The organism is Streptomyces sp. NPDC007907 (assembly GCF_042959365.1).
In the GTDB taxonomy this organism is placed as follows: Bacteria; Actinomycetota; Actinomycetes; order Streptomycetales; family Streptomycetaceae; genus Streptomyces; species Streptomyces indiaensis.
The window spans coordinates 497148-520765 of the sequence record NZ_JBIBKR010000002.1; the positions used below are offsets into that span (position 1 = coordinate 497148).

Here is a 23618-nt window from a genome sequence, read left to right on the forward strand (position 1 = left end):
GCGCACCGGGGTGGGTGACGGCTTCGGCGACCGGGAGCGCCGCGCCTCCTGGAGCGGGAAGCAGTCTCGCCCTCATCAGCATGCCAGGAGTGCCCCGGCCCGCGGGCGTGGCGTGCTGCCGATCGGATGGACGAGCGGATCCCTCCCTGTGATGGCAGCCTGAGGAGAGCGGCGGGGCGCGACATCACCGAGGCCTACCAGGCGGCAGGACAACGGTTATGAGGCAGCCCGACGCGGACACGCACGGCAGGAGCCCGCGGCCCGTCCTGGCGCCAGCCCGGGGGGTGCCCTGCGACCCGGCCCGGGCCCTCGCCTCCGGCCTGCGGGAGGAACCGCGCCACCGCACCGCCGGGGGCATCCGCCGGCAGACGGACACCGAAGTCGCCCTTGGCGGCGAAAGAAACAGGTCGACGTGTCCGACGCCGCCGAAACGTCGTCGGTACCCGGTTCCCACCGAGGCCGACCCTCGGCACAGGGTCGCACTCCGTGGCGGGCGCACCGTGCCGGAGGACGCAGGTGCACTGGAGGTGTGTGATGCGTGCTGACCGCTCCGACGAGAGCCGTGATGGCCACGTACTGGTCCTCGACGCCGGCTCTTCGAGCCTTCACATCGCTCTGTTCGCGGCGGACGGTGAACGGGTGGCGGATCGGGACTCCTCGGAGCCCCCGGGGCCCGCTGCGGCGGCGGACCTGGGGAACTTCCTCAGCGAGGTGCCCGCTCCCGCGGCGGTTGGTCACCGCATCGTCCACAGCGGTCCGCACCTGAGCGGACATACACTGATCGACACACGCGTACGGGCTCTGCTGGCGGATGCCGCCGATCTCGCGCCGCTGCACGTGACCCCTGCCCTTCAGGCGGTCGACGCCGCACGAGAACTCCTGCCCGACGTTCCTCAAGTCGCCTGCTTCGACACTGTCTTCCACAAGGATCTGCCGGCGCAGGCGCGCACGTACGCCGTGCCGGAGCGATGGCGAGCCGACTACGAGCTGCGCCGGTACGGCTTCCACGGGCTTTCCTACGCGTGGGCACTGCGGAGGACGGCGCAGGCCCTGGGCCGCCCCGTCGACAACCTCCAGGTCGTGCTCGTGCACCTGGGCGGCGGCTGCTCGGCCTGCGCCGTCCGGAACGGACGCAGCGTGGACACCACCATGGGCCTCACTCCGCTGGAAGGCCTGGTGATGAGCCGACGCAGCGGCAGCCTCGACCCCGGCGCGCTGCTGTGGCTGCAACGGCGGCACGGTCTGAGCGCGGACGAATTGGATGACGCACTCCACCGGCGTTCCGGTCTGCTCGGCCTCTCCGGTACCTCGGGAGACACCCGGGACCTGGTGCGCGCCCGCGTGGAGGGTGATGCCGCAGCCGCGTTGGCGCTGGCGACGTTCACACTCAGCTGCCGCAGGGGCATCGCCTCGATGGCCGCCTCGCTGGACCGGCTGGACGCGCTGGTCTTCACCGGGGAGATCGGTGAGGACCAACCCGAGGTACGCGAGGAGATCTGCTCGGCCCTGCCCGTTCTCGGTGTACGAGGCGGGCTGCTCGTCCCCGAACTGGAAGATCTGATGCGGGAAGGCCTCCGACGCATCGATCGGGCGGGGCGAGGCGTCCCGGTCCTCGTGGTCGCCACCGGCGAGACACGGCAGATCGCCGCCGAGACCCGACGGGTACTCGGTCTTGCTGACGGGACGCGGTAGCTGTCACCAGTAACCCGAACCGCTCAGGAGGTCGGGCGGACCCAGCCGTCCCCTGCCGACCAGCAGATCCAGAACCTGACGAAGCGCCTGGTGCCAGCGGGCGGCCCCGGTCACCACGGTGTGACCGCCGGTGCCGGTTGTCGGTGCCGGGGCGGCGGATCACGTCGTGGTCGAGCTCCACGGGCGCGGCCGCAGCGCGCAGTTCGCCGGAGACGTTGTAGGCCCCGGCGCTCGCCGACCCCGACCCCGGCCGTCCGATCACCCCGGCTTCGGCCGCCGCCTGCCGCGCGACGGCAGGCAAGCCGTCCCTTCCACGGATTTCCCGCGGAGGCCGGCCGGTCTCAGTCGTGCGGAACGACAGCGACGGGGCATTGCCCGTGATGAATGGCCGCCTGCGCCACCGGGCCCAGGTGGGGCCCTGTGCCAGGACGGTGCTTGCGTCGGCCCACGACCAGGAGTGCAGCGCTCTGCGCGTTCTGTACGACGGCCTTGGCGGGGCTTGTCAGGCGGATGCTGTCGGACACGTCCACCTGGGGGTACTTCTCGCGCCAGGGGTGCAGCGCCTTGCTCAGCTGCTTCTGCGCGTCCCGTGTGAGCTCCTCGCTGACGTCGTGGTCCACACCCCACGGTACGCGGGCATGGAGCGGCACGGTGCGCCCGTGGACCGCCAGGAGGGGGACGCCTCTGGCCGCGGCCGTGCGGAAGGCGAAGTCGAGCAGGTCGTCGGAGGAGCCGTGCAGCTTCAGGGCCACGACCACATGGCTCGCGGATGCCGGGGGTGTCCCGTCCTCCGCGGTCTCGGCGCGGACCAGGACGACCGGCCGCTCGGCCCGTGCCACGACGGGCATGCTGACGTCACCCAGGAAGTAGCTCTCGACGGGCTCCAGCCCTCTGGAACCGAGCACCGTCATCTCGGACTCGGATGCCGCTTGCAGCAGAGCGTGCTGGGCGTCGCCGGCCACCAGGTTCTCAAGGACGGACAGGCCCGGGTGGCGTGCTTGGAGCTCTGAGCTCGCGGTCTGGACCAGACGCTTCGCCCAGTAGTTCTGATCGACTTCTGCGGGGACGCGGGTCGGTTCCGGTGCCAGCAGCGGCCATGCGTGCAGCAGACGCAGGGCGAGTTCGCGCTTCTCGGCCTCGTCGGCGGCCCAGCGGGCTGCGGCAAGGCTCTCGGGTGTGCCGTCGAGGCCCACGGTGACGACTGGTTGCATGGCGGCGGCCTCCGTCTCGTACGAAGCTGGGATTGACGGGGATGACGGTGGGACGAGTCCGGCCGAGTGGGTGGTCCGGACGTCGCCGGCATGCCGAGCAGCGCGGTCTCTCCTTCGAGGAGTACCCCAATCGCCGCGACGGCGCATGTCGGGCGGATCGCGACGCCTAGGTGAGCCGACGGGTGACCGAGGTGCCGTCCGGTGTCAGCGGACCTTCCGTCGAGCGGCTCGCCCCGTGCGTTGCAGACCCGGCACAGGACCTGGTGGCCCACCTCGGCCCGGCAGGCAGGATTCAGCCGGTCCGACCGGCTTCTGGTGCTCCGTCGACCGGGCCGGTCAGGTCCGCCTCCACGGACACCACGCCGTCGACACCGCGGCACAGCCGCTCGATGACGTGGATGAGCCGACCGGATTCCACACTGCCCTTCAAACTCACCCTGCCCTCGTGCACATCGACCGCCACGTCGTTGGGGGCGAGGCCGAGAGTCCGGTTCAGGACGTCACGGGTGATCTCGTCACGAAGCGCCTCGTCCCGGCGCAGGAAGACCCGCAGGAGATCACCCCTGCTGACGATGCCGACCAGCGTGCCCGCCTCGTCGATCACGGGCAGTCGCTTGACACCCTTGCCGTCCATCAGGCGCGCCGCCTCGACAACCGTCCACCCCGGGCGCGCGCAGACCGCGGGAGCCGTCATCAGTTCCCCGGCCGTGGTGCCGTCGTCCTGGAGAAGGGTCCCGTCGGAGTGGCCCGCGACTGACGGCCACCCGTTGGGGTCCGGGTGCGCCGCCACCGTGCGGAGCAGGTCGGCCTCCGACACCACTCCTACCGGCTGATCGAGGTCGTCGACCACGGGCAGGGCCGTCACGTCGTGGTCGGCCAGCAGTCCGACGACCTTTTTGAACGGTGTGTCCGGTCGTACCCGTACGACGCCACGAGTCATCAGCTCTCCGATCGTGCGGTGCTGCATGACGCGCCTCCTTTCGGTCCACGACCGACCGTGATGCGCTTCGGCCGTCGGTCCCGGGCGTGGCTTCTCACCTTCAGGTTGCACCCGGCTGTGCCTGTGGGCTGGGGGCCTTCGGACAGAACGCGGGGGCTGCACGTCCCCGATCGGAGGGACCTTCGGTCCCTGGCGCGGGGGCGGGCTGCCCACCGGGCAGGGCACGGTCTCCTGTCGTCACGCGGATCGACGACGACGAGAACACCTGGCTCTTCGGCCACCGCTGGGGTGTCGACAGCGCCGCCCCGGCGGCCACCCCGATCGCGTCCCTCATCAAGGAGCCCACGGGGGCGGCGGACGCGGTGACGCTGCTGCGGCTGAGCAGCGCGGGCGCCGGCATCATCGAGACCGCCATCACGGCGGAGTCGAAAGCCGCGGGGCGTCTGCTCGGTGACATCGCACTCCCCGAGGCCACCCTGGTCGCGACCGGCGAGCACGAGAACCACGCGGCCTTCCCATGACGCACCGGGCCGTGCCCCGCCCACACGGTCAGTGCGCGGGATCCGCCTGCTGGCCGACCACCACAACGGGGCAGGCCGCGTGCTGGGCACAGCGCTGGCTCACGGAACCGAGCATCGCCCGGGCGAACGCGCCCCGGCCCCGGCGGCCCACGACGAGGAGTTCGGCACCTTCCGAAGTCTGGATCAGCACCTCCGAGGGATCGCCTTCGACCAGGTGCTCCCGCAGACGTGCCGGACGCTCACCCGGGAAGACGGTGCGCAACTCCTCCGCGAAGCGTTCCCGCGCCTGCTGGAGATCGAAGTCGGGATCGATCGCCGGTCCGCTGTAGCCCCGGGCGGACGGAGTGTCCCAGGCGTGGATCGCCTCCACCACGCCTCCGACCATGCGGGCGTAGCGCTCGGCCCACCGCAGCGCGGCGTGGGAGGAGGGAGACCCGTCCACACCCACGATCAGCCGTGGTATCCGCTCCGAGGATTCCATGGTCGCCTCACTCAGCAGTCGCCCCCGCATGGATTCGCCGCCTGACACCTCCCAGCGTCGCCCCGCCGGAGTGACGAGGGCTAGGGCCGACCGGCCTGTTTCCCCCCTCGGTCCGGTGGAGTCATGACCCGGGCCGGGCCGTTCGGCCCATGACGGCACGGAGCGCATGGGCGAGGCTGGAAAGGGTCGCGAAGTGTTGTCGCACAAGGTGGGAGGACGTCATGCACGGTTCGGTCTACACAGTGAGCGATGTGATGACCCGCACCGTCGTCGCTTCGGCCGCGGGCGCTGCCTTCAAGGAGATCGTGCGGGCCATGGAAGGGCGGCGTGTCAGTGCCCTGCCCGTCGTCGACGCAGGCCACCACGTGGTCGGCGTCGTGTCGGAGGCCGACCTGCTCCGCAAGGAGGAGTTCCGTGACAGCGCCCCCGAGCGGGGGCCACGGGCCCGGCCTCCGGCAGGCCTGCACAAGGCCGGGGCCGTCACCGCGGCCGACCTGATGACCTCCCCGGCCGTCACCGTTCATCCCGACGCCCCACTCGGCCAGGCCGCCCGTGTGATGGCCCGGCGCAAGGTCAAACGGCTGCCCGTCGTCGACGACGACGGCGTGCTCCGTGGCATCGTCAGCCGGTCGGATCTGCTCCGGGTGTTCCTCCGGCCGGACACGGACATCAAGGAGGAGGTCCGGCGCGAAGTCCTCGCCGGTCGGCTGCCGGACGGGATCGAGTCGATCGACGTCGACGTCCACCAAGGCGTCGTCACGCTCACCGGACGCGTCCGGGACACCTCCGTCGTACCGCTGGCCGTGCGTCTGGTGCGGTCCGTCGAGGGTGTGGTGGACGTCCGCAGCGAGCTCACGGGGCCTCCACACCGCCCGGCCCTCGAACCGGACCTCGTTCAGGAGGAGGAAGCCCGACGGGCCGCGCCTCAGCCCCGTTCGTGAGCATCGGCGAGCAGGAGGTGCCGGTCAGCCCCTGCTTCGTGGCCCCTTCGGCCCTGGGTGAGGAGACGGGGGCTCCCGGGGGCGCACGTCGCCCCGGGCTGCACGGCATCGGTGTCGAGGAGCATCTGGGGGACGGCACGTACGTCGTACGGACCGAACTGCCGGGCGTCGACCCCGACAAGGATACGTTCGTGCCGGCGGGGCGCTCCCTCTCAGCAGATGCGCGGGAGTTGCTCGCCCAGCGGCATCTCCACCACACGCCGGGCACCGACGAGGGTGCGCAGGGTGACCCGGCCTGCCGAACCCTGTGAAACCACCTCGCCGATCCGCACCGCCTCCCGGCCCTCGGGCAGCGATCGCAGCGCGGCGAGCGCCTCGTCAGCGGCCGACGGGGCGACGAAGGCCACGAGGCAGCCCTCGTTGGCGACGACAAGGGGGTCGAGACCGAGCAGATCGCAGGCCGCGGCGACGGCGCGGGGGACCGGAAGGACGCTCTCGTCGATCTCCACCGGGACGCGCGAGTCCCGGGCGATTTCGTTCAGTGCCGCCGCCAGTCCGCCCCTGGTCGGATCGCGCAGGCAGTGCACCTGCTCACCGAGGGGTGCCAGGGCCTCGACGACGCGGTGCAGGGGGCGGCTGTCGGAGGCGATGTCACTCTCGAAACCGAGTCCCTCACGGGTGGACAGCACCGTCGTGCCGTGGAGCCCGACGGGGCCGGACAGCAGCACGGCGTCCCGTGGGCGGGCGAGCGCGGCGGACGGGCGCAGGGCCGGATGCCGCTGCCCGATCCCCGTGGTGTTGACGAAGACCTTGTCCACAGCGCCACGGCCCACGACCTTGGTGTCGCCGGTGACGACCGGCACGCCGGCTTCACGGGCTGCCTTGCCGATCGAGGACACGACCCTCCGCAACTCCTCCAGCGGCAGGCCTTCTTCGATGATCAGGGCCACGGAGAGGGCGATCGGCCGCGCTCCGCGCATCGCCAGATCGTTGACCGTGCCGTGCACGGCGAGGGAGCCGATGTCGCCACCGGGAAAGAACAGCGGGCTGACGACGAAACTGTCGGTGCTGATCACCAGGTCCGGACGGCCGGGCAGCAGGGCTGCGTCCTCCAGCGGACCGTCCTGCCCGCCGAGGGCGGGCAGCACCAGTGCGTCGAGGAGTTCGGCGGTCAATCGCCCTCCCGCGCCGTGACCGAGCAGCACCACGTCGTCCTCGTGGTGGGGAGCGGGGCAGGCGAGGGTCATGACGGAAGCACTTCCTTCGTGCGGCCGGCGGCGTGGAAGGCGGCACAGGTTCCCTCGGCGGAGACCATCGGGGCGCCGAGCGGGTGGCGAGGCGTGCAGCGGGTGCCGTAGGCGGGGCAGTCGGTGGGCAGACGGGCACCGGTGAGCACGGCACCGGCGATGCACTCCGGGTCCTCGACGGCGTGCAGTCCGCCGACGTCGAACCGTCGCGCGGCGTCGAAGGTCGCGTACTCCTCGGTGAGTTCCAGGCCGCTGTCGGGCAGCTCGCCGATGCCCCGCCAGGCGCGGTCGGTGACGCGGAACACGGTGCGTACGGCCTCCTGGGCCCCGGTGTTGCCCGAGCGGCGTACGGCCCGCACGTACTGGTTCTCGACCTCCCAGCGGCCCTGCTCCAGTTGGCGCACCGCCATGAGGACGCCCTCCAGCAGGTCGAGCGGTTCGAAGCCGGTCACCACGATCGGTACGCGGTAGCGGTCGGCGATCGGCTCGTACTCGCGCCAGCCCATCACCGCGCACACGTGACCCGCCGCGAGGAAGGCCTGCACCTCGCAGTCGGGGTCGTCCAGCAGGGCGGTCATGGCGGGCGGCACCAGGACATGACTGACCAATATCGAGAAGTTGGGCAGTCCCAGGCGCGCGGCGTGCAGGACCGCCATGGCGTTCGCGGGGGCGGTGGTCTCGAACCCGACCGCGAGGAAGACGACCTGACGGTCCGGGAGGTCCCGGGCGATGCGTACCGCGTCCATCGGTGTGTACACGACCCGTACGTCCGCACCGCGCGCCCGCAGCGACAGCAGGTCGGTGTCCGTACCGGGCACTCGCAGCATGTCGCCGAAGCTGGTGAGAACGACGCCGGGACGGGCGGCGATGGCCATCGCACGGTCCAGGGTCTGCAGCGGGGTGACGCACACGGGGCAGCCGGGACCGTGGATCATGCGGATGCCGGCGGGCAGCAGTTCGTCGATGCCCTGACGGACCAGCGTGTGCGTCTGCCCGCCGCAGACCTCCATGATCCGCCAGGGCGCCGTCGCGGTACGCCCCAACTCGTCGAGCAGCTGCCGGGCGAGCGTCGGGTCACGATATTCGTCGAGGTACTTCATCCGGGGTCCCTCACGCGCATCCCGCCGGACAGGGCCATGTCGACGTCGACGACGCCCTCGACGGAACGCACCAAGCGGGCGGCGATGGGTACCAGCGACGCGTCCCCGACCCGCCCGGTGAGGGTGACGACGCCGTCGGCGACGTCCACCAGCACCGGTTCCGGTGTCTTGGGGAAGAGGGGAGTAAGGATCTCCCGGCGGATCTCCTCGGCGATCTCGTCGTCGGGCCGCAGGAAGACCTTGAGCAGGTCGGCCCGGCTGACCACGCCCTCCAGGAGACCCTCGTCATTGACGACTGGCAGCCGCTTGACCTTGCGCTGGGCCATGACGCGGGCCGCCTGTGCGAGTGTGGCGTCCGGATGCACCGTGACGGCCGGGGCGCTCATCACATCCGCGGCGGTCATGCCTCCCGCCTTGGCCAGGTCGGACAGACGACGCATCTGAGTCAACCGGTCGGGGTCACTGTCGCGGAACTCCTCCTTGACCAGCAGATCGGCCTCGGACACGACGCCGATCACCCGGCCCTCGCCCTCCAGCACGGGAAGGGCGCTGACCTTCCACTCCTGCATGAGCTTGACGACATCCTTGAACGGGGCGTCACGGCCCACCGCCACGACGGTGTGGGTCATGACGTCGCTGACGATGTGCGGACTGATGCGCATGGTGTCCTCCTCGGGGCGTCAGGCGCGGTCGATGGTCAGGTCGAGGAAGTGAGCGGAGCACGAGATGCACGGGTCGTGGTTGCGGATGGCCCGTTCGCACAGACGCGTCAGTTCCTCGTCGGTGGGATCACCCTCGGCGAGCGTCCGCTCGACGATCCGGACCAGGTCGTCCTCGATGGCGCCCTGGTTCTGTGCGGTGGGCGGCACCAGGCACGCGTCGGTGACCGTGCCCTCGGGGTCCAGCCGGTAGCGGTGGTAGAGCAGGCCGCGCGGTGCCTCGGTGATGCCGTGTCCGGTGCCCGCGCGAGGCTGTACGTCGACGTGAGGGCGGGCCGGGGGCTCGTAGGCGGCGATGATGCGCAGGGCCTCGTCGATCGCGTACACGACCTCCACGGCCCGGACGAGCACCGAGCGGTAGGGGTTGCGGCACACGGTGTCGAGTCCGGCCTCGCGGACCGCTTCCCGAGCGGTGGGCGACAGCGAGTCGCCGCTGATCGCGAACCGGGCGAGGGGCCCCGTGAGGTGGCGCCGCCCGTCCAGACGGGAGTGCAGGGCGGTCGAGTGCGGCACCTGCTCCTCGCGGACATGGTCGGGGAAAGCACTGGGCCGGAAGTGGCGGCGAGCGCCATCGGTGCGCAGCACGGCAGGGGTGCCGTCCTCGATGGCGTACGTCGTGGGAGAGGAGAGAGCCAGGAAGTCGGCGTCGAGGGAGGTGTCCGGGAAGTCGAACCCCGCGACCAGGCCGACCGTCTCCCAGGCGTCTTCGGCGGCCCGCCGCAACTTCTCCTGCAAGGGCCTGAGTTCATCATGCGCGGGCACCCGGTGGAAGCCGCCCAGCCGGACGTTCACCGGATGGATCGCACGCCCCCCGAGCAGTTCGAGGATGGCGTTGCCCGCCTGCTTCAGCCGCAGCCCCCGCTCGACGGCCGCGCGCCGGGTGCGGGCCAGGTCGACGGCGCTGTCGCAGCCGAGGAAGTCCGGGGCGTGCAGGAGGTAGATGTGCAGGGCGTGGCTCTCGATCCATTCGCCGCAGTACAGCATCCTGCGCAGGTCGCGCAGCGGACGGTCGACCGTGACGCCGCAGGCGTCCTCGATCGCCCGGCAGGCGCTCATCTGGTAGGCCACGGGGCAGATCCCGCACACCCGGGCGGTGATGTCGGGCGGCTCGGTGTGGGCGCGGCCGCGCAGGAACGCCTCGAAGAAGCGCGGCGGTTCGTAGATCCGCAGCTGCGCCTCCTCCACCCTGCGGCCCGCGACGCGTAGATGCAGGGAGCCTTCCCCCTCCACGCGGGCGAGTGAGCCGACGCGCAGGACGCGGGAACCGCGGTGGGTCATGACCGCACCTCCTTGTCGAAGGCGGGGGCGTTGAAGGTGCGCAGGAGGCGCTCGACCGCTCGGTCGTCCATGCCGTCACGATGCAGCAGCGAAATCAGAGCACGAAGGTTCGGCGACCCCGACGGACCGAAACAGCCGTAGCATCCGCGCCCGTACGCCGGGCAGATCGCCCCGCATCCCGCGTGCGTGACGGGGCCGAGGCAGGGGGTGCCGTGGGCCACGGTGACGCACACGGTGCCGCGACGCTTGCAGGCGAAGCACACGCTGTGATCGGGGATGTCCGGCTTGCGGCCGGCCAGGTAGGCGGTGATCACCTCGAGAAGCTGCTTGCGGTCGATGGGGCAGCCGCGCAGCTCGAAGTCGACGTCCACATGGTCCGAGACCGGTGTCGAGGTGGCGAGGACGTCGATGTAGTCGGGCCGGGCGTACACGGCGCGGGTGAACTCCTCGACGTCCGCGAAGTTCCGCAGCGCCTGGATTCCGCCGGCGGTGGCACACGCGCCGATGGTCACCAGGTGGCGGGACTGCGCGCGGATCTCCCGGACCCGTTCCGCGTCGGCGGGTGTGGTGACCGAGCCCTCCACGAGGGCGAGGTCGTACGGGCCGGGCGTCACCGCGCTCGACGCCTCCAGGAAGTGTGCGATGCGCACCTCCCCGGCGAGCGTGAGGAGCTCGTCCTCGCAGTCCAGGAGGGTCAGCTGGCAGCCGTCACAGGACGCGAGCTTGAACACAGCGAGCGTCGGCACGGACATGTCACAACTCCCTCACCATGAGCAGGGAGGCGGCCCGGTCCCAGCCGATCACGGGACCGTCGCGGCACATCAGCACCCCACCGAGCTGGCAGTGACCGCAGTGCCCGGTGGCGCAGCGCATGTTGCGTTCCAGCGAGACCCGGATGCGGTCCGCGCGCACGCCCCGGTGCAGCAGGTCGCGGGCGGTGGCACGGATCATGACCTCGGGCCCGCACACGTACGCCGTGGTGTTCTCCGGCACGAAGCGCGCGCTGTTCAGCAGCGTCGTGACGAGACCGACGTGGCCCCACCAGCCGGGGGACGGGCGATCTACGGTGGCCCGGCAGAGCAGCGGCCCGTGCGATTCCGCCCAGGCCCGAACCTGATCGGCATACAGAAGGTCTTCGAACGTGCGCGATCCGACGAGCAGGTTCAGCCGCCCATATGCCCGGTGGGCCGCCCGCGCGGCGAGGACGAGGGGCCGCAGGGGGGCCAGGCCGATGCCGCCCGTCACCGCCACGACGTCCTGACCGGCCGCCCGCTCCAGCTCCCAGCCGGTACCGAAGGGGCCACGCAGACCCACCTGGGAGCCCGGCCGGAGCGCGCACAAGGCCGCCGAGACCGCGCCCACGGAGCGGATCGTGTGGACGAGTTCCCGGCGTCCGACGCGGGACACCGAGACGGGGATCTCCCCGACCCCGAAGGCGTACACCATGGCGAACTGGCCCGGCGCGAAGGGCTCGAGAGCCTCCTGCCCGGCGGGCGTCAGCGTGAGACTGACCGTGTCGGCCGTTTCGCGCCGCATGCCGGTCACCAGGTGGGGGACGGGGACGTCGCTCATGCCCGGCTCCCGCTCCCGTACGGGGCGTACAGGTCGAGCAGACGGATGCGCGAGGCCTGCAGCCGGTGTGTCACGACCCGGCCGACCCAGGTGGCGATCGACCGACCGAACGCGGGATCCCGCGCGCACAGGGCCCGTACGGTCTCCGCGTCGAATTCCCAGGCCCGCACGGGGCTGAGTGCCCCGGCGCCCAGCTGCCACACGTACGGGGGGTAGTGCCAGGACCAGCCGAGCAGCTCGCCGTGGCCCAGGGACTCGATGACGGCGGCGCCACGGCCGGGCACGTGCAGGTCGAGGAGGACGGTTCCGGTCCGGATGACCCAGAACCGGTCGGCGCGGCGGCCCTCTTCGAAGAGGCGTGTGCCGGCTCCGAAGGAGACCTCACGGGCGAGCCGCATCAGCCGGTCTCGGTGCTCGACCGGGAGGCCCACGGAGACAGTGGTGGTGGAGGTCATCGTTGCGTCTCCTTCTGCTTCTCGTGCCGCAGACGGCCCGCGCGTTCGTCGTGCAGCGCCGCGGCTTCCTCGGTGATGTCGATACCGACCGGGCACCAGGTCACGCAGCGCCCGCAGCCCACGCAGCCGGAGCTGCCGAACTGCTCGTACCAGGTGGAGAGCTTGTGGGTGAGCCACTGCCGGTAGCGGCTGCGGGCCGACGCCCGCACGGGCCCGCCGTGGAGGTGGGAGAAGGCCACATCGAAACAGGAGTCCCACCGCAGCCACCGCTCGGCGTGGTCGCCGGTGAGATCGGTGACCTCCTCGGTGGTGGTGCAGAAGCAGGTGGGGCAGACCATGGTGCAGTTGCCGCACGTCAGACAGCGGGCGGCCACGTCGTCCCAGCGATCGGCCTCAAGGCTCTCGCCCATCAGCGTCCGCAGGTCCACGGGCGGCATCGCCCGGCCCATCCGGTCCCGGGCGGCGTCCACGGCCGCACGGGCCGCGTACTCCGTCTCCGCGTCGGCCGGTGCGTGCGGCACATCGTCGAGGGCGTCCCGTCCCGCCTCACTGCCCACCCGGACGAGGAAGCGGTGACCACCCTGGTCCAGGACCTCGGTCAGCGCGAGGTCGAACCCCGAACCATCGGCTGCCGGACCGCCGCCCATCGAGACGCAGAAGCAGGTGGCGCCGGGCTCGGTGCACTCGGCGGCGATCAGGAAGGCACCCGTTCGCCGTTCCCGGTAGCCCCGGTCCGGGTACCGGCCGCCGGCCAGCACACGGTCCTGGATGGTGATGGCCCGCAGATCGCAGGGACGTACGCCCAGGAAGGCGTACGACGTCTGCTCCGGGTCGTCCTCGGTGACCGACAGGGCGCCGTCCGGCGTGCGCTCCGCGCTCCACAGCTTCTCCCGTTGCGGATGCAGGAACGTCTTCCAGGACTGCGGGCCCGCCGTATGGGCGAACACGGCACCGTCGGCACGCGGCACGAGGCGGTAGCGGCCGGCTTCGACCTCCGAGCCCCAGCCGAACGGAAGATCATCGGCGGAGCCGATCTCGGCCAGGACGATCGCACCGTCCCGGACCGTCGGCCCGATGACCGTTCGTCCCTGCGCGGCCAGGACCTCGATCAGGGCACTGAGTCCGTCTCTGTCGAGGACGCCGGTTGCCGGGTTGTTCGTCATGCTCACCCCTCCGCGTCCTTGCTCGGCCCTCTGATGCCAGCCTGTTCCCCCGGGTAGCGCGGCACCACGGGCCGCCCGGGCACCTTCGTGGGGCCCTTCGGCCTCATCGGGGGCCCGGCGATCCCCGTGCCCTGCGCACGAGAGGCGGGAAGGACATCCACTTCTCGCGGATCCTGATTGCGCGGTGCACGGTCCGAGGCCGCTTCGCCGCGTCTCATTTCGTCCTTCCCGTCACTTTCAGCACATCACCCGGACGACATGTCCGGTAGGGCCGGTCGGCCTCGACCGGCCCCGTTCCCCGGCCTTCCGGCCGGGCTCAGCAGGGCATCGGCCGCCCCGACGGCGTGCGCAGGTCGGGAGGATCCGGCCGGCGCGGCGGCCGGGGGCGCTTTGCTTCGTGGATCCTCTTCACGGTGATCGCCCCGTCTCCTGGCGCTTCCCCCGCCCTGTCGGCCTCGTCGTCCGCCGTCGCACGGGTAAGGGCCGACCGTCCCCGCTGACGGGGTCGGCCGGGCAGATGGGCCGAACGGCGCCGGCCGGGGCCCAATCGCCCCTGCCGACGACGGCGCCGAAGCGCGACCGTGACAGTAGTAGCCCTGCTGCACGAGTGGCAGCACGAAGGATTGGCGGTGGAATCATGGAACTGCCCCTGGTCGTCGGCGTCGACGGGTCCGACGGCAGCATCCTCGCCGTCGACTGGGCGGTGGATGAGGCCGCACGCCACGGCCTGTCGTTGCGTCTGGTCCACGGCTCCCTGTGGGAGCGATACGAGGGTGCGCTGCCGTCTCTGAGTGTGCAGCGGCCGTCGGAGCGGGTGATGGCGCAGCACATCGTGGCCTCCGCCGAGGAACGCGTCCGACGGCTCAACCCCGATCTGAAGGTGTCGGCCGAGGCGGTGGCCGCCGAAGCGGTGTCCGCCCTCCTGAGCGAGGGCGACAACGCCTCCGCCCTGGTGACCGGATCGCGCGGCCGTGGAGAGCTCAAGGGAGCCCTGCTCGGCTCGGTGGGCCTCGCTGTCGCGGCGCGCGCGTACTGCCCGGTCATCGTGGTCCGGGGCGACAAGGCAGGCCTCGGGGGGACTCACGGCCGGGTCCTGCTCGGTGCCGGAGACCCCGACACGAGCCACGAGGCCGTCCGGTTCGCCTTCCGGGAGGCCGAGGCGCGTGGATGCGTACTCGACGTCGTCCGGGCCTGGCGTCGTCCCTCGCACGAGAGCGGCGACCAGCCGGCTCCCGCCGAGGAGAGCGCGGACCACGAGGCGCAGGCCTCCGACCTGGTCGATGCGCTGGTCGCCGATGCGGCGGCCGATCATGAGGCCGTACGGGTGAACCGGGTGACGATCGAGGGGCCGGCCCGCAGGGTGCTGGTCGACCGCTCGGAGGCTGCCGACCTGGTGGTCGTCGGCACACGGCGCCGGTCCGGCCACTTCGGCCTCCAGCTCGGCCGGGTGAGCCACACCCTGCTGCACCACGCGGCCTGCCCCGTCGCCGTCGTCCCGCAGCGCGTCTGACGCGCCGGGCGGCCCGAGACCCGCGCGTGTGCGCCCCGGCGTCCCCGACACGACCTGGCTCGTGTCGGGAGACGCCGGGGCGCCGCTCGCGCCGGGCCACACTGGTCCGCAGGAGGCTCACACCGGATCACCGACCCTCCCAGCCGCGAAGGGGGCAGCTGCATGACGGCCTGGACCTGGGAGTACGAGGGATACGACCCGGCGGACGAACGGCTGCGGGAGTCGCTGTGCACGCTGGGCAACGGTCGTTTCGCCACACGCGGCGCCCTGCCGGAGTGTGCCGCCGACGACGTGCACTATCCGGGCACCTACGCGGCCGGCTGCTACAACCGGCTCACCTCGGTGGTCGCCGGACGCCGGGTCGAGAACGAGGACATGGTCAACCTGCCGAACTGGTTGCCGCTCCGCTTCCGCCGGCCGGGCGGTGCGTGGCTCACGCCGGACTCCGCGCCGGTGCTCGCGCACCGGCAGGCTCTGAACCTGGGCGCGGGGGTCCTGGAACGCGTGACCCGTTACGGCCTGGACACCGGACGGGTGTTGTCCGTACGCCAGCAGCGGCTCGTACACATGGCCGATCCCTACCTCGCGGTCCTGCGCACCGAGTTCACGGTGGAGGGAGAACCGGCGGAGCTGGAGGTGGAGGCGGCGCTGGACGGGGGAGTGACCAACAGCGGCGTGCAGCGCTACCGGGGTCTCGAGGGACGCCATCTGACCCATGTGCACACCGGCACCGCCTCGCCCGGCACCGTGTGGTTGCGCTGCCGTACCCGCACCTCGGACATCCGGATCGGCATGGCGGCCCGGCTGACTTGTGGCGCGCCCGTCACCGAGGCCCACGAGCACCCCCGTGCGGTGCAGGGAGTACGTCTGGTCCTGGAACCGGGGCGCACGGTCGCCGTCGACAAGACGGTGGCCCTGCACACCTCGCGCGACCCCGCGATCAGCGACCCGCTGCAGACCGCGGTCGACCGGGTGAGCGCGGCGCCGGGCTTCGAGACCATGCTGAAGTCGCATCTGACGGCCTGGGACCAGCTCTGGCGCCGGGCCGGGATCGACGTCCCCGGAGAAGCGGGTGCCATCCTGCGCCTGCACCTGTTCCACGTGCTGCAGACCCTCTCCCCGCACACCGCCGAGCTGGACGTGGGCGTGCCGGCCCGCGGGCTTCACGGCGAGGCCTACCGCGGGCACGTCTTCTGGGACGAACTGTTCGTCCTGCCGTACCTGAACCTGCACTTCCCCGAGGTGTCCCGCGCCCTGCTCCACTACCGTCACCGGCGCCTGGACCGGGCCCACGCCGCCGCGCGGGCCCTCGGCCGGCGGGGGGCGCTGTACCCCTGGCAGAGCGGAAGCGACGGACGGGAGGAGACCCAGCGGCTGCACCTCAACCCCCGCTCGGGCCGCTGGCTGCCGGACCACACGCATCTCCAGCACCACGTCGGCTCGGCGATCGCGTACAACGTGTGGCAGTACTGCGAGGCCAGCGGCGACGTCGAGTTCCTGCACACCAAGGGCGCTGAGCTGCTGGTGCAGATCGCGCGCTTCTGGTCCGACTCGGCCGCCTGGGACGCCGCGTCGGGCCGGCACAGCATTCGGGGTGTGGTCGGCCCGGACGAGTACCACGAGGCGTACCCGGATGCCGAGCGGCCGGGCCTGGAGGACAACGCCTACACGAACGTGACGGCCGCCTGGGTGCTCGCCCGGGCGCTGGAGGTGCTCCGCGACCTGCCGGCACCCCGGCGACGTGAACTCGTCGAACGGCTCGAACTGGACGACGGCGAGCCGGAGCAGTGGGAGGAGGTCTCCCACACGCTGCGCGTGCCGTTCCACGACGGTGTCATCAGCCAGTTCGAGGGGTACGGCGACCTGGCCGAACTCGACTGGGACGGCTACCGGACGCGCTACGACGACATCCGGCGGCTCGACCGGATCCTGGAGGCGGAGGGCGACAGCGTGAACCGCTACAAAGCCTCCAAGCAGGCGGACGTACTGATGCTCGGCTACCTCTTCTCGCCCGACGAGCTCCAGGGCCTCTTCCGGCGCCTGGGCTACCGCATGGACGGGGAGACCTGGGCGCGGACCGTCGACTACTACCTCGCCCGCACCAGCCACGGCTCCACCCTCAGCGGCCTCGTCCACGGCTGGATCCTGGCCCGCGCCCGGCGCAGCGAGGCCTGGTCGTTCTGTCAGGAGGCCCTGCGGGGGGATGTGGCCGATCTCCAGGGCGGCACCACCGGTGAGGGCATCCACCTCGGTGCGATGGCCGGCACCCTCGACCTGGTACAGCGCGGGCTGACCGGGCTGGAGGCCCGTCAAGGGGCGCTGTGGCTGGACCCCGTGCCGCTTCCCGAGCTGTCGTCGTACGGCTTCTCGCTGCAGTACCAGGGGCACTGGGGCGTGCGGTTGCTGCTGGAGAGCGGCCGGCTGGAGATCGCCGTCCCGTCGTCCGGCGGTCCGCCGATCGATGTCCGGCTGCCGGACCGGACCGTCTGCGTCGGCCCCGGGGAGACGAGCCGGCTGCTGCTGGCCGACGGGCGTGCGTGAGTTCGCCGCTCAGCCGGGGGGCTCACGGGGGCGTGGGGAAGCCCCGCCCCCGCCCGTCACGCCCGAACGGGGCCCGTCAGCTGGATGATGTCGTCGGCCGCCACGTCGTGCACCTTTCCGTACCGGAACCGCTCCTCGTGTCCGACCTGGGCGGGGACAGGTGCCCACGACAGTGCCGAACGGCCCTCGTGCGGGGGCATCGGTCCCTCACGGGGTGAGGGAGAAGTAGCTCTCCTCCTCCTGGGCGAAATGCAGGCGCAGCACGGTGTTGAGGCCGTAGAGGCAGGCCCGGAGATCGTCGAGCTGCTCGGTCGCCAGGCCACCGGCAGCACGGGCGAGGTCCAGGTGGGTGGCGATACGGCGGGAGAGGCGGTCGATCTCCGCGTGAGCCCGGCTCATGGTGGCGGTCGCCTCGGGGCCGCCGAGGGCCGGCGCCAGGGCGGGGTAGAGCCGGTGCTCCTCGGCGTGCTCGTGCGGCAGCAACCGCTCCGTGAGCAGCCGGTGCGTCTCCTCCACCGCCGTGAGGGCCCGGGGGCCGGGGCTTTCACAGAGGCGGTCCGCGGCGTCGCGCACGGCCGTCAGAACGTCCTGGAGATCGTCGTGTTCGGCGGCGAAGCGGTGGATCAGCGCCTCGGTCTCGGACGTGAGCGGGGGGCGGGCGGTCCGGTCCGTGCGCAGCGCCCGCAGCGCGTTGAGGATGACCGCGACATCGATGCCCTCCTGCAGTACCGCGCCGGCGACCGGCGGCAGCAGCCCTGCGGCGGCCGTGGCCATCGCCGCCAGGGACAGCAGCATGCCGCCGAGGGCGCTCTGCACGGCGATGCGGCGAGCCCGTACGGCGACGAAGACGGCGTCGGCCAGGCGGTCCACACGATCGGCGGTCAGGACGATGTCGGCCGCCTCGGACGAGGCGGTGGAACCACGGGCGCCCATCGCGACGCCCACGTCCGCGGCCGCCAGGGCGGGGGCGTCGTTGACACCGTCCCCGACCATCACGGTGACCGCACGGTCCCGCTCCGCGCGCACGGCCGTGACCTTGTCCGCGGGGCCGAGCCCGGAGCGGACGTCGTCGAGACCGAGGAGAGCGCCGACCTCGCGGGCAGGTGCGCTCCGGTCCCCGGTGAGCATCACCACCCGTTCGATTCCCGCGGCACGCAGGGAGCGAACGGTTCGCGGGGCGTCGGGGCGCAGGGGATCGCGCAGGAGGACGGCACCGGCCGGCTCGTCGTCGACGGTCAGCCAGGCGACGGCCGCGCCTTCGATGAGGGCGCGGTTGTCGACCGCCGCGGCCCAGTACGGCCGGGTGCCGGACGCCCCGGCGCGACCGAGGCAGATGCGGTGCCCGTCCACCGTGCCGGTGGCTCCCCGGCCGGTTTCCTCCATGACGTCGGCGGGATCCGACAGCTCCAGACCACGCCCCCGGGCCGCCTCGACGATGGCCCGGGCGAGTACGTGCGGCGAATACCGGTCGACCGAGACGGCGAGCCGGAGCACCTCCGCCGGGGCCCGGCCGGGGGCGGCGCTCACGTCGAGGACGCGGGGACGGCCGCGGGTGAGAGTGCCGGTCTTGTCCAGCAACAAGGTTCGGGCACGGCCCAGGTTCTCCAGCGCGCCGCCGTCGCGAACGACGACTCCCAGGCGGGAGGCGCGGGACAGACCGGAGACGATGGCGACCGGCGCCGCCAGCAACCCGCACCGCGGAGCCGCTGACCAGCCACGCCAGCCCGGCCACGGCCAGGGACAGCGGCAGGAACCAGGCCGCGTAGCGGTCGGCCAGCCGGACCACCGGCGCGGACTCCGCACCGGCCTGCCGGGCCAGCCGCACGATCCCGGCGTACGTGCTGTCCCGCGCGGTCGCGCCGGCGCGCAGGTCGAACGCGCCGCCGGCGTTCACCACGCCGCTGCGCACCGCTTCGCCGCGAGTACGTTCGACGTGCAATGGCTCGCCGGTCAACACGGACTCATCGAGTAGGGCCGCGGAACTCTCCAGCGTGCCGTCGACGGGAACCACCTCGCCCGGGCCCACCACGAGCAGGTCGTCGGGGACGACGTCGTCCAGCGGCACCGTGCCCACTCCGCTCTCCGTCCGGCGGCGCGCCGAGTGCGGCGCGTGTTCGAGGAGGGCGCGCAGGTCGCGGGCGGCACGTCGCTGGGCGGCCGCCTCCATTGTGCGGCCCGAGGCGAGCATCAGCCCGATCAGGGCACCGGCCAGGTACTCGCCCACGACCCAGGTGCCCCCCAGTGCCAGGACGGCGATCAGGTCAACGCCCGCGTGCCCGTGCCAAAGGGCGGCCAGGACCCACATCACCGCGGGTACGACCGCGGACATCGTGCCGAGCCCCCAGAAGAGCTCGGCGAGTCCCTCGGAACCGGTGAACCAGGCGACGCAGCCGGCCGCCACCGCAGCCGCCGTGACGAGCAGCAGAACGGGCTCCACCCGTGGCGCGAAGCCCTCGGGTGCGAGGCGGCGCAACCGGGCAGCGAAGAAGGTCGTATCCATGTGCATCTCACTCAGTCCGGTGCCGTGGCCAGGGCGCCGCCCCCGCCGACCATCGCACCACGGGCGACCGTGCATGCGGCAGGGGGCGCACAGCCCTGCCCCAGGGCCACCCGGCCCATGCGAAGACCACCACTTCGTTCAAAGATGGATCCATGGGGCATCTCCCGTGCTTCGTTGGAGGAGGAACGGCCATGAAAGGCTTCGTTTTCCACGGCCCCGGGCAGTCCGCCTGGGAGGACGTCCCCGACCCGGAGATCAAGGAACCCACCGACGCGATCGTGCGGGTCGACGCCGTCACCATCTGCGGGACGGACCTGCACATCCTCAAGGGCGACGTGCCGGAGGTGCCCTCCGGGACGGTGCTGGGACACGAAGCGGTCGGCGAGATCGTCGAGGTCGGCAGCGACGTGCGCACCGTCCGGCCGGGCGACCGGGTCCTGGTCTCCTGCATCACCGCCTGCGGCCGCTGCCGCTTCTGCAAGGACCGTGCGTACGGTCAGTGCCAGGGCGGCGGAGGCTGGATCCTCGGCCATCTGATCGACGGCACGCAGGCGGAGTACGTCCGCGTGCCGCAGGCCGATCTGTCCGTGCATCCGCTGCCGGGTGCACTCACGAGCAAGGACGCCGTGCTGTTCGCGGACATCTTCCCGACCGCGTACGAGGTGGGTGTGATCAACGGAGGTGTGCGGCCTGGTGACACGGTCGCCGTCGTCGGCGCCGGACCGATCGGGCTCGCCGCGATCCTCACCGCACGGCTGTACTCACCGGAGCGGATCATCGCCGTCGACCTCGCCGACTCCCGCCTCGAGGCCGCCAGGCGGTTCGGTGCCGACGCCGTCGCACCCGTGCGCGACCAGCCCGAGCCGCTCGTCGACGATCTCACCGACGGTGTGGGCGCCGACGTGGTCATCGAGGCGGTGGGAGTGCCGGAGAGTTTCGAGATGTGCACGCGTATGGTGCGGCCCGGTGGCCGGGTGGCGAACGTCGGCGTGCACGGCAAGCCCGTGACCCTGCACCTGGAAGACCTGTGGATCAAGAACGTGACCATCACCACCGGCCTGGTCGACACGTCCTCCACGCCCACCCTGCTGAGGATGGCGGCTTCCGGCCGGGTGCCGACCAGCGACCTGGTCACCCATACTTTCGCCCTGGACCAGATGGAGGAGGCATACGAGGTCTTCGCCCATGCGGCCGACACCGGCGCACTCAAAGTCGTGCTCGGCGAACAGCGCCACGACGAACTGGCCGTCCCGGCGGCCTGACCGTGCCACCTGCGGGTCGGTTCATGTGTCCGGGGCCGTGAGCACCACACCGGTCACCGGGTCCGGCCGGATACGGACCGCGTGGTCCGCGGTCCGTCCCGCCCAGGGGCGGATCATCGCCCGGTAGCGGGCCGGCTCGAGCGGGTCGGACGGACGTGGCCAAGGAAGCCGCCGACACGGCTCGGCGCCTCCCTCGCCGGCCTGTCGGCTCCGCTCACGGCCGCTCACCTGATGTGGGTCGACATCATCATGGACGGCCCGCACGCGATGGCCCTGGCCGTCGATCCCGCCCGTGACGACGTGATGCGGCGGCCGCCCGGGACGCGAAGGAACGGATTGTCGACGCCCGCAGGCCGTCCGCCATCGGCAGGGCAGGGGCAGTCATGGCGGCGGGCACCGTCGCCCTGCCGGCCCCCAGACGCTCCCCCTTCGGCACCGACACCGCCCTCACCATGGCGTTCATGTGCTGTTCCACCTGTTCCACCTGTTCAACGCCCTCAGCGCGCGCGGACGACGGCGCGCTACTCGGCCGCGACCAGCTCCGCAACCGCACCTTGTGGCTGTGTCTGGCGGGAGTTCTCGCCGTGCAGGTGATCGCCGTGCACCTGCCCGCGGCCCGCGAGGGCGCGCGGGAGGCGACCGGTCCTTCGACGATGGGCCGAACGGTCCCAGGCCGGGACCTGCGACCCCTGCACCGTCACCGCTCATCGGCGCGAACCTGAAGACGGATACCGAATCAGGAGGTGGACAGCATGGTGCGCTACATCATGGTGGGCCTCGACGGCTCGTCCGAGAGCCGGGCGGCCGCGGAATGGGCGGTCCGTGAGGCGAAGCTGCGTGAGCTGCCCCTGCGATTGGTGCACGTCTGGGAGCCTGTCCCGGAGCCGATGGCGCAGGCACCGCTGCTCGGCACGGAGACCCTGAAGCACTGGAGCGAACGGATTCCGCGCGGGGCCGCCGAGGGACTGCGAGCGCGCCACCCAGGGGTGGACGTGGCAGCGGTCCAGCTGGCCGGCGTACCGGCCGATGTGCTGGTGGACGTGGCCAGGGACGCCGAACTGGTCGTCCTGGGCTCCCGGGGGCTGAGCGGGCTCGCAGGCTTCATGGTCGGTCCCGTGGGCCAATCCGTCATCGCGCGCACCGAGGTACCCGTCGTCGTGGTCCGCTCCGGGGAGCAGGCGGCGGACGAGCACGCCATGGACCCGGCCGGCATACCGTCCGCAGCGACGCGGTTCCGTCCCGTGCTGCTCGGGCTCGACACGCGTAGCCCCGACGACACGGTCATCGCGTTCGCCTTCGAGGAGGCTGCCCGTCGTGACACTTCCCTGCGTGTCCTGCATGCCTGGACACCCCCGCCCTACAACATCTACGGCCTGTCCGACCACGTGAGCTTCTACGACGAACTCGCCCGTGAGAACGCGACCGCACTCACCGAGGCACTGCGCCCCTGGCGGGACAAGTACCCGGCCGTCGAGGTGATCGAGGCCTCCCGCGCCGGCAGCGCGGCGGACCAGATCGTGAGTTCCTCTCGCTACGCGTCGCTCGTCGTCGTGGGTCGGCGGACACGGCGCAGCCGGTTCGGCGTGCACATCGGTCCTGTCGCCCATGCCGTGCTGCACCACGCGCTCGCTCCCGTCGCGGTGGTGGCCCACGGCTGACACGACGTGCCCGGTGCCGCACGGCACGGAAGGGGGACGGCCCGTGAGGCCGTCCCCTTTCCGTGCGCAGCGGCGGGCGTCGACCTGCCGGCGTCACGGCTTGCGCTGCCAGTAGTAGGGGATCCCGTGGAGGGCAGGTTCCTCGGGCGACGGCCGGGAGTCGTCGAACCGGTAGGTGAGGTGGTCGACGACCGCGACCACTCCGTCCATCTGGCGGCACAGCTCCACCGCCATGGTGGTCTCGGCACGCCGCTCCAGCCTGCCGGTGAGCGTGACGACGCCCTGGTGTATTTCCACGTCGACGGCATCGGGCGGTAGCAACAAGGCCCGCTCCAGCACCTCGTTCCTGATCGCCGCCCCGATCTCCGTGTCGGGGCGCAGGAAGACCTGGAGCAGATCACGACGGGTGACGATCCCCACGAGCCGCTCCTCGTCGTCGACTATCGGCAGCCGTTCGACGCGGTGGTGTGCCATGACCCGGGCCGCCTCCACCACGGTCGCGTCGCCGTGGACCGTGATGGCGGGACGGGACATGAGCTGTCCGGCCGTCCTCGCCCGGGCCCTGGTCCGCAGGGTGCGCGCCCCCGGCGTCCAGTGCAGCCGACGCAACCACCGCCGGGACCCGGACGGGCCGAGGCCTTCCGCCTGCCGGGCCATCAGGTCCGACTCGGAGATGACCCCGAGGACCTTCTCGTCGTCGTCCACCACCGGCAGACCGCTGATCCCGTGCTCGGCGAGCCGCCGGGCCACCTCCTTGAACGGTGTGCCGTACTCCGCGCGCACGACGTCGGTCGTCATCAGTGTGCCGACCTTGTGGTGCTTCATCG

General features: G+C 71.9%; 20 protein-coding genes and 2 pseudogenes. 8 read left to right on the forward strand and 14 right to left on the reverse strand.

The window, feature by feature from the left end; genetic code table 11:
- The first annotated feature begins 534 nt into the window (after positions 1-534).
- A complete protein-coding gene (locus ACFZDI_RS08275) occupies positions 535-1692 on the forward strand; it encodes an acetate/propionate family kinase (protein WP_391248673.1) in 1158 nt (385 codons plus the stop codon).
- A gap of 341 nt (positions 1693-2033) precedes the next feature.
- On the opposite strand, the gene ACFZDI_RS08280 is transcribed toward ACFZDI_RS08275, so the two are convergent.
- Entirely contained in the window at positions 2034-2903 is an 870-nt protein-coding gene (locus ACFZDI_RS08280) for a universal stress protein (RefSeq protein ID WP_391248675.1), read from the reverse strand.
- 292 nt (positions 2904-3195) lie between these two features.
- On the reverse strand, positions 3196-3870 hold the full coding sequence (locus ACFZDI_RS08285; RefSeq protein WP_391248677.1) for a CBS domain-containing protein: 675 nt from the start codon (positions 3868-3870) through the stop codon (positions 3196-3198).
- Positions 3871-3929: 59 nt separating this feature from the next.
- On the opposite strand from ACFZDI_RS08285, the gene ACFZDI_RS08290 reads away from it, so the two are divergent.
- Complete coding sequence (locus tag ACFZDI_RS08290) at positions 3930-4364, forward strand: hypothetical protein (RefSeq protein ID WP_391248679.1); 435 nt, start codon at positions 3930-3932, stop codon at positions 4362-4364.
- A 28-nt stretch (positions 4365-4392) separates the two neighbouring features.
- Here ACFZDI_RS08290 and ACFZDI_RS08295 read toward each other — a convergent pair whose 3' ends face one another.
- Positions 4393-4845 carry a universal stress protein gene (locus tag ACFZDI_RS08295; RefSeq protein WP_234846234.1) on the reverse strand — a complete coding sequence of 151 codons (453 nt, stop codon included), beginning with the start codon at positions 4843-4845 and terminating at the stop codon, positions 4393-4395.
- Positions 4846-5066: 221 nt separating this feature from the next.
- On the opposite strand from ACFZDI_RS08295, the gene ACFZDI_RS08300 reads away from it, so the two are divergent.
- A complete protein-coding gene (locus ACFZDI_RS08300) occupies positions 5067-5786 on the forward strand; it encodes a CBS domain-containing protein (protein WP_234846233.1) in 720 nt (239 codons plus the stop codon).
- A gap of 212 nt (positions 5787-5998) precedes the next feature.
- Here ACFZDI_RS08300 and hypE read toward each other — a convergent pair whose 3' ends face one another.
- From hypE to ACFZDI_RS08340, 8 genes are read right to left on the reverse strand one after another with little or no spacing between them, the layout of a single operon-like run.
- Positions 5999-7033 (reverse strand): hydrogenase expression/formation protein HypE, encoded by a 1035-nt coding sequence (gene hypE / locus ACFZDI_RS08305; RefSeq protein WP_391248682.1) that lies wholly within the window; start codon positions 7031-7033, stop codon positions 5999-6001.
- Complete coding sequence (hypD, locus tag ACFZDI_RS08310; RefSeq protein ID WP_391248684.1) at positions 7030-8133, reverse strand: hydrogenase formation protein HypD; 1104 nt, start codon at positions 8131-8133, stop codon at positions 7030-7032. Before hypD ends, hypE begins: the two co-directional genes overlap by 4 nt.
- A complete protein-coding gene (locus ACFZDI_RS08315; RefSeq protein ID WP_391248686.1) occupies positions 8130-8795 on the reverse strand; it encodes a CBS domain-containing protein in 666 nt (221 codons plus the stop codon). Before ACFZDI_RS08315 ends, hypD begins: the two co-directional genes overlap by 4 nt.
- Before the next feature lie 18 nt (positions 8796-8813).
- Positions 8814-10130: a nickel-dependent hydrogenase large subunit gene (locus ACFZDI_RS08320; protein WP_391248688.1), complete on the reverse strand. Its 1317-nt coding sequence runs from the start codon at positions 10128-10130 to the stop codon at positions 8814-8816.
- Complete coding sequence (locus ACFZDI_RS08325) at positions 10127-10882, reverse strand: oxidoreductase (protein ID WP_391248690.1); 756 nt, start codon at positions 10880-10882, stop codon at positions 10127-10129. The genes ACFZDI_RS08320 and ACFZDI_RS08325 overlap by 4 nt, the downstream gene beginning before the upstream one ends.
- Position 10883: 1 nt before the next feature.
- A complete protein-coding gene (locus tag ACFZDI_RS08330) occupies positions 10884-11702 on the reverse strand; it encodes an FAD/NAD(P)-binding protein (protein WP_391248692.1) in 819 nt (272 codons plus the stop codon).
- The gene (locus tag ACFZDI_RS08335) at positions 11699-12157 is read right to left on the reverse strand and encodes a Crp/Fnr family transcriptional regulator (protein ID WP_234846226.1); all 459 of its coding nucleotides are present in this window, start codon (positions 12155-12157) and stop codon (positions 11699-11701) included. The genes ACFZDI_RS08330 and ACFZDI_RS08335 overlap by 4 nt, the downstream gene beginning before the upstream one ends.
- Positions 12154-13320: a 4Fe-4S dicluster domain-containing protein gene (locus tag ACFZDI_RS08340; RefSeq protein ID WP_391248694.1), complete on the reverse strand. Its 1167-nt coding sequence runs from the start codon at positions 13318-13320 to the stop codon at positions 12154-12156. The genes ACFZDI_RS08335 and ACFZDI_RS08340 overlap by 4 nt, the downstream gene beginning before the upstream one ends.
- Positions 13321-13957: 637 nt before the next feature.
- Here ACFZDI_RS08340 and ACFZDI_RS08345 point away from each other — a divergent pair.
- Positions 13958-14830 (forward strand): universal stress protein, encoded by an 873-nt coding sequence (locus ACFZDI_RS08345; RefSeq protein ID WP_391248695.1) that lies wholly within the window; start codon positions 13958-13960, stop codon positions 14828-14830.
- Between the two features lie 162 nt (positions 14831-14992).
- On the forward strand, positions 14993-17371 hold the full coding sequence (locus ACFZDI_RS08350; RefSeq protein ID WP_391248697.1) for a glycosyl hydrolase family 65 protein: 2379 nt from the start codon (positions 14993-14995) through the stop codon (positions 17369-17371).
- 56 nt (positions 17372-17427) lie between these two features.
- Here ACFZDI_RS08350 and ACFZDI_RS08355 read toward each other — a convergent pair whose 3' ends face one another.
- Positions 17428-17571 carry a hypothetical protein gene (locus tag ACFZDI_RS08355; protein WP_391248699.1) on the reverse strand — a complete coding sequence of 48 codons (144 nt, stop codon included), beginning with the start codon at positions 17569-17571 and terminating at the stop codon, positions 17428-17430.
- A gap of 7 nt (positions 17572-17578) precedes the next feature.
- Positions 17579-19871 (reverse strand): annotated as a pseudogene (locus ACFZDI_RS08360) (heavy metal translocating P-type ATPase).
- A 191-nt stretch (positions 19872-20062) separates the two neighbouring features.
- Between ACFZDI_RS08360 and ACFZDI_RS08365 the strand changes: the two are divergent.
- From ACFZDI_RS08365 to ACFZDI_RS08375, 3 genes and pseudogenes are all read left to right on the forward strand, one after another.
- On the forward strand, positions 20063-21133 hold the full coding sequence (locus ACFZDI_RS08365) for an alcohol dehydrogenase catalytic domain-containing protein (RefSeq protein WP_391248701.1): 1071 nt from the start codon (positions 20063-20065) through the stop codon (positions 21131-21133).
- Positions 21134-21400: 267 nt separating this feature from the next.
- Positions 21401-21855, forward strand: a pseudogene (locus tag ACFZDI_RS08370) (cation transporting ATPase C-terminal domain-containing protein).
- Between the two features lie 30 nt (positions 21856-21885).
- A complete protein-coding gene (locus ACFZDI_RS08375) occupies positions 21886-22791 on the forward strand; it encodes a universal stress protein (RefSeq protein ID WP_391248703.1) in 906 nt (301 codons plus the stop codon).
- Positions 22792-22884: 93 nt separating this feature from the next.
- On the opposite strand, the gene ACFZDI_RS08380 is transcribed toward ACFZDI_RS08375, so the two are convergent.
- Complete coding sequence (locus ACFZDI_RS08380; protein ID WP_391248705.1) at positions 22885-23616, reverse strand: CBS domain-containing protein; 732 nt, start codon at positions 23614-23616, stop codon at positions 22885-22887.
- Positions 23617-23618 lie beyond the last annotated feature (2 nt).

Bases quoted from the DNA above. Each gene is read 5' to 3' on its own strand.
- ACFZDI_RS08275 (WP_391248673.1), top strand. From the start codon at position 535: ATGCGTGCTGACCGCTCCGACGAGAGCCGTGATGGCCACGTACTGGTC.
- ACFZDI_RS08280 (WP_391248675.1), bottom strand. From the start codon at position 2,903: ATGCAACCAGTCGTCACCGTGGGCCTCGACGGCACACCCGAGAGCCTT.
- ACFZDI_RS08285 (WP_391248677.1), bottom strand. From the start codon at position 3,870: ATGCAGCACCGCACGATCGGAGAGCTGATGACTCGTGGCGTCGTACGG.
- ACFZDI_RS08295 (WP_234846234.1), bottom strand. From the start codon at position 4,845: ATGGAATCCTCGGAGCGGATACCACGGCTGATCGTGGGTGTGGACGGG.
- ACFZDI_RS08300 (WP_234846233.1), top strand. From the start codon at position 5,067: ATGCACGGTTCGGTCTACACAGTGAGCGATGTGATGACCCGCACCGTC.
- hypE (WP_391248682.1), bottom strand. From the start codon at position 7,033: ATGACCCTCGCCTGCCCCGCTCCCCACCACGAGGACGACGTGGTGCTG.
- hypD (WP_391248684.1), bottom strand. From the start codon at position 8,133: ATGAAGTACCTCGACGAATATCGTGACCCGACGCTCGCCCGGCAGCTG.
- ACFZDI_RS08315 (WP_391248686.1), bottom strand. From the start codon at position 8,795: ATGCGCATCAGTCCGCACATCGTCAGCGACGTCATGACCCACACCGTC.
- ACFZDI_RS08320 (WP_391248688.1), bottom strand. From the start codon at position 10,130: ATGACCCACCGCGGTTCCCGCGTCCTGCGCGTCGGCTCACTCGCCCGC.
- ACFZDI_RS08325 (WP_391248690.1), bottom strand. From the start codon at position 10,882: ATGTCCGTGCCGACGCTCGCTGTGTTCAAGCTCGCGTCCTGTGACGGC.
- ACFZDI_RS08330 (WP_391248692.1), bottom strand. From the start codon at position 11,702: ATGAGCGACGTCCCCGTCCCCCACCTGGTGACCGGCATGCGGCGCGAA.
- ACFZDI_RS08335 (WP_234846226.1), bottom strand. From the start codon at position 12,157: ATGACCTCCACCACCACTGTCTCCGTGGGCCTCCCGGTCGAGCACCGA.
- ACFZDI_RS08340 (WP_391248694.1), bottom strand. From the start codon at position 13,320: ATGACGAACAACCCGGCAACCGGCGTCCTCGACAGAGACGGACTCAGT.
- ACFZDI_RS08345 (WP_391248695.1), top strand. From the start codon at position 13,958: ATGGAACTGCCCCTGGTCGTCGGCGTCGACGGGTCCGACGGCAGCATC.
- ACFZDI_RS08350 (WP_391248697.1), top strand. From the start codon at position 14,993: ATGACGGCCTGGACCTGGGAGTACGAGGGATACGACCCGGCGGACGAA.
- ACFZDI_RS08355 (WP_391248699.1), bottom strand. From the start codon at position 17,571: ATGCCCCCGCACGAGGGCCGTTCGGCACTGTCGTGGGCACCTGTCCCC.
- ACFZDI_RS08365 (WP_391248701.1), top strand. From the start codon at position 20,063: ATGAAAGGCTTCGTTTTCCACGGCCCCGGGCAGTCCGCCTGGGAGGAC.
- ACFZDI_RS08375 (WP_391248703.1), top strand. From the start codon at position 21,886: ATGGTGCGCTACATCATGGTGGGCCTCGACGGCTCGTCCGAGAGCCGG.
- ACFZDI_RS08380 (WP_391248705.1), bottom strand. From the start codon at position 23,616: ATGAAGCACCACAAGGTCGGCACACTGATGACGACCGACGTCGTGCGC.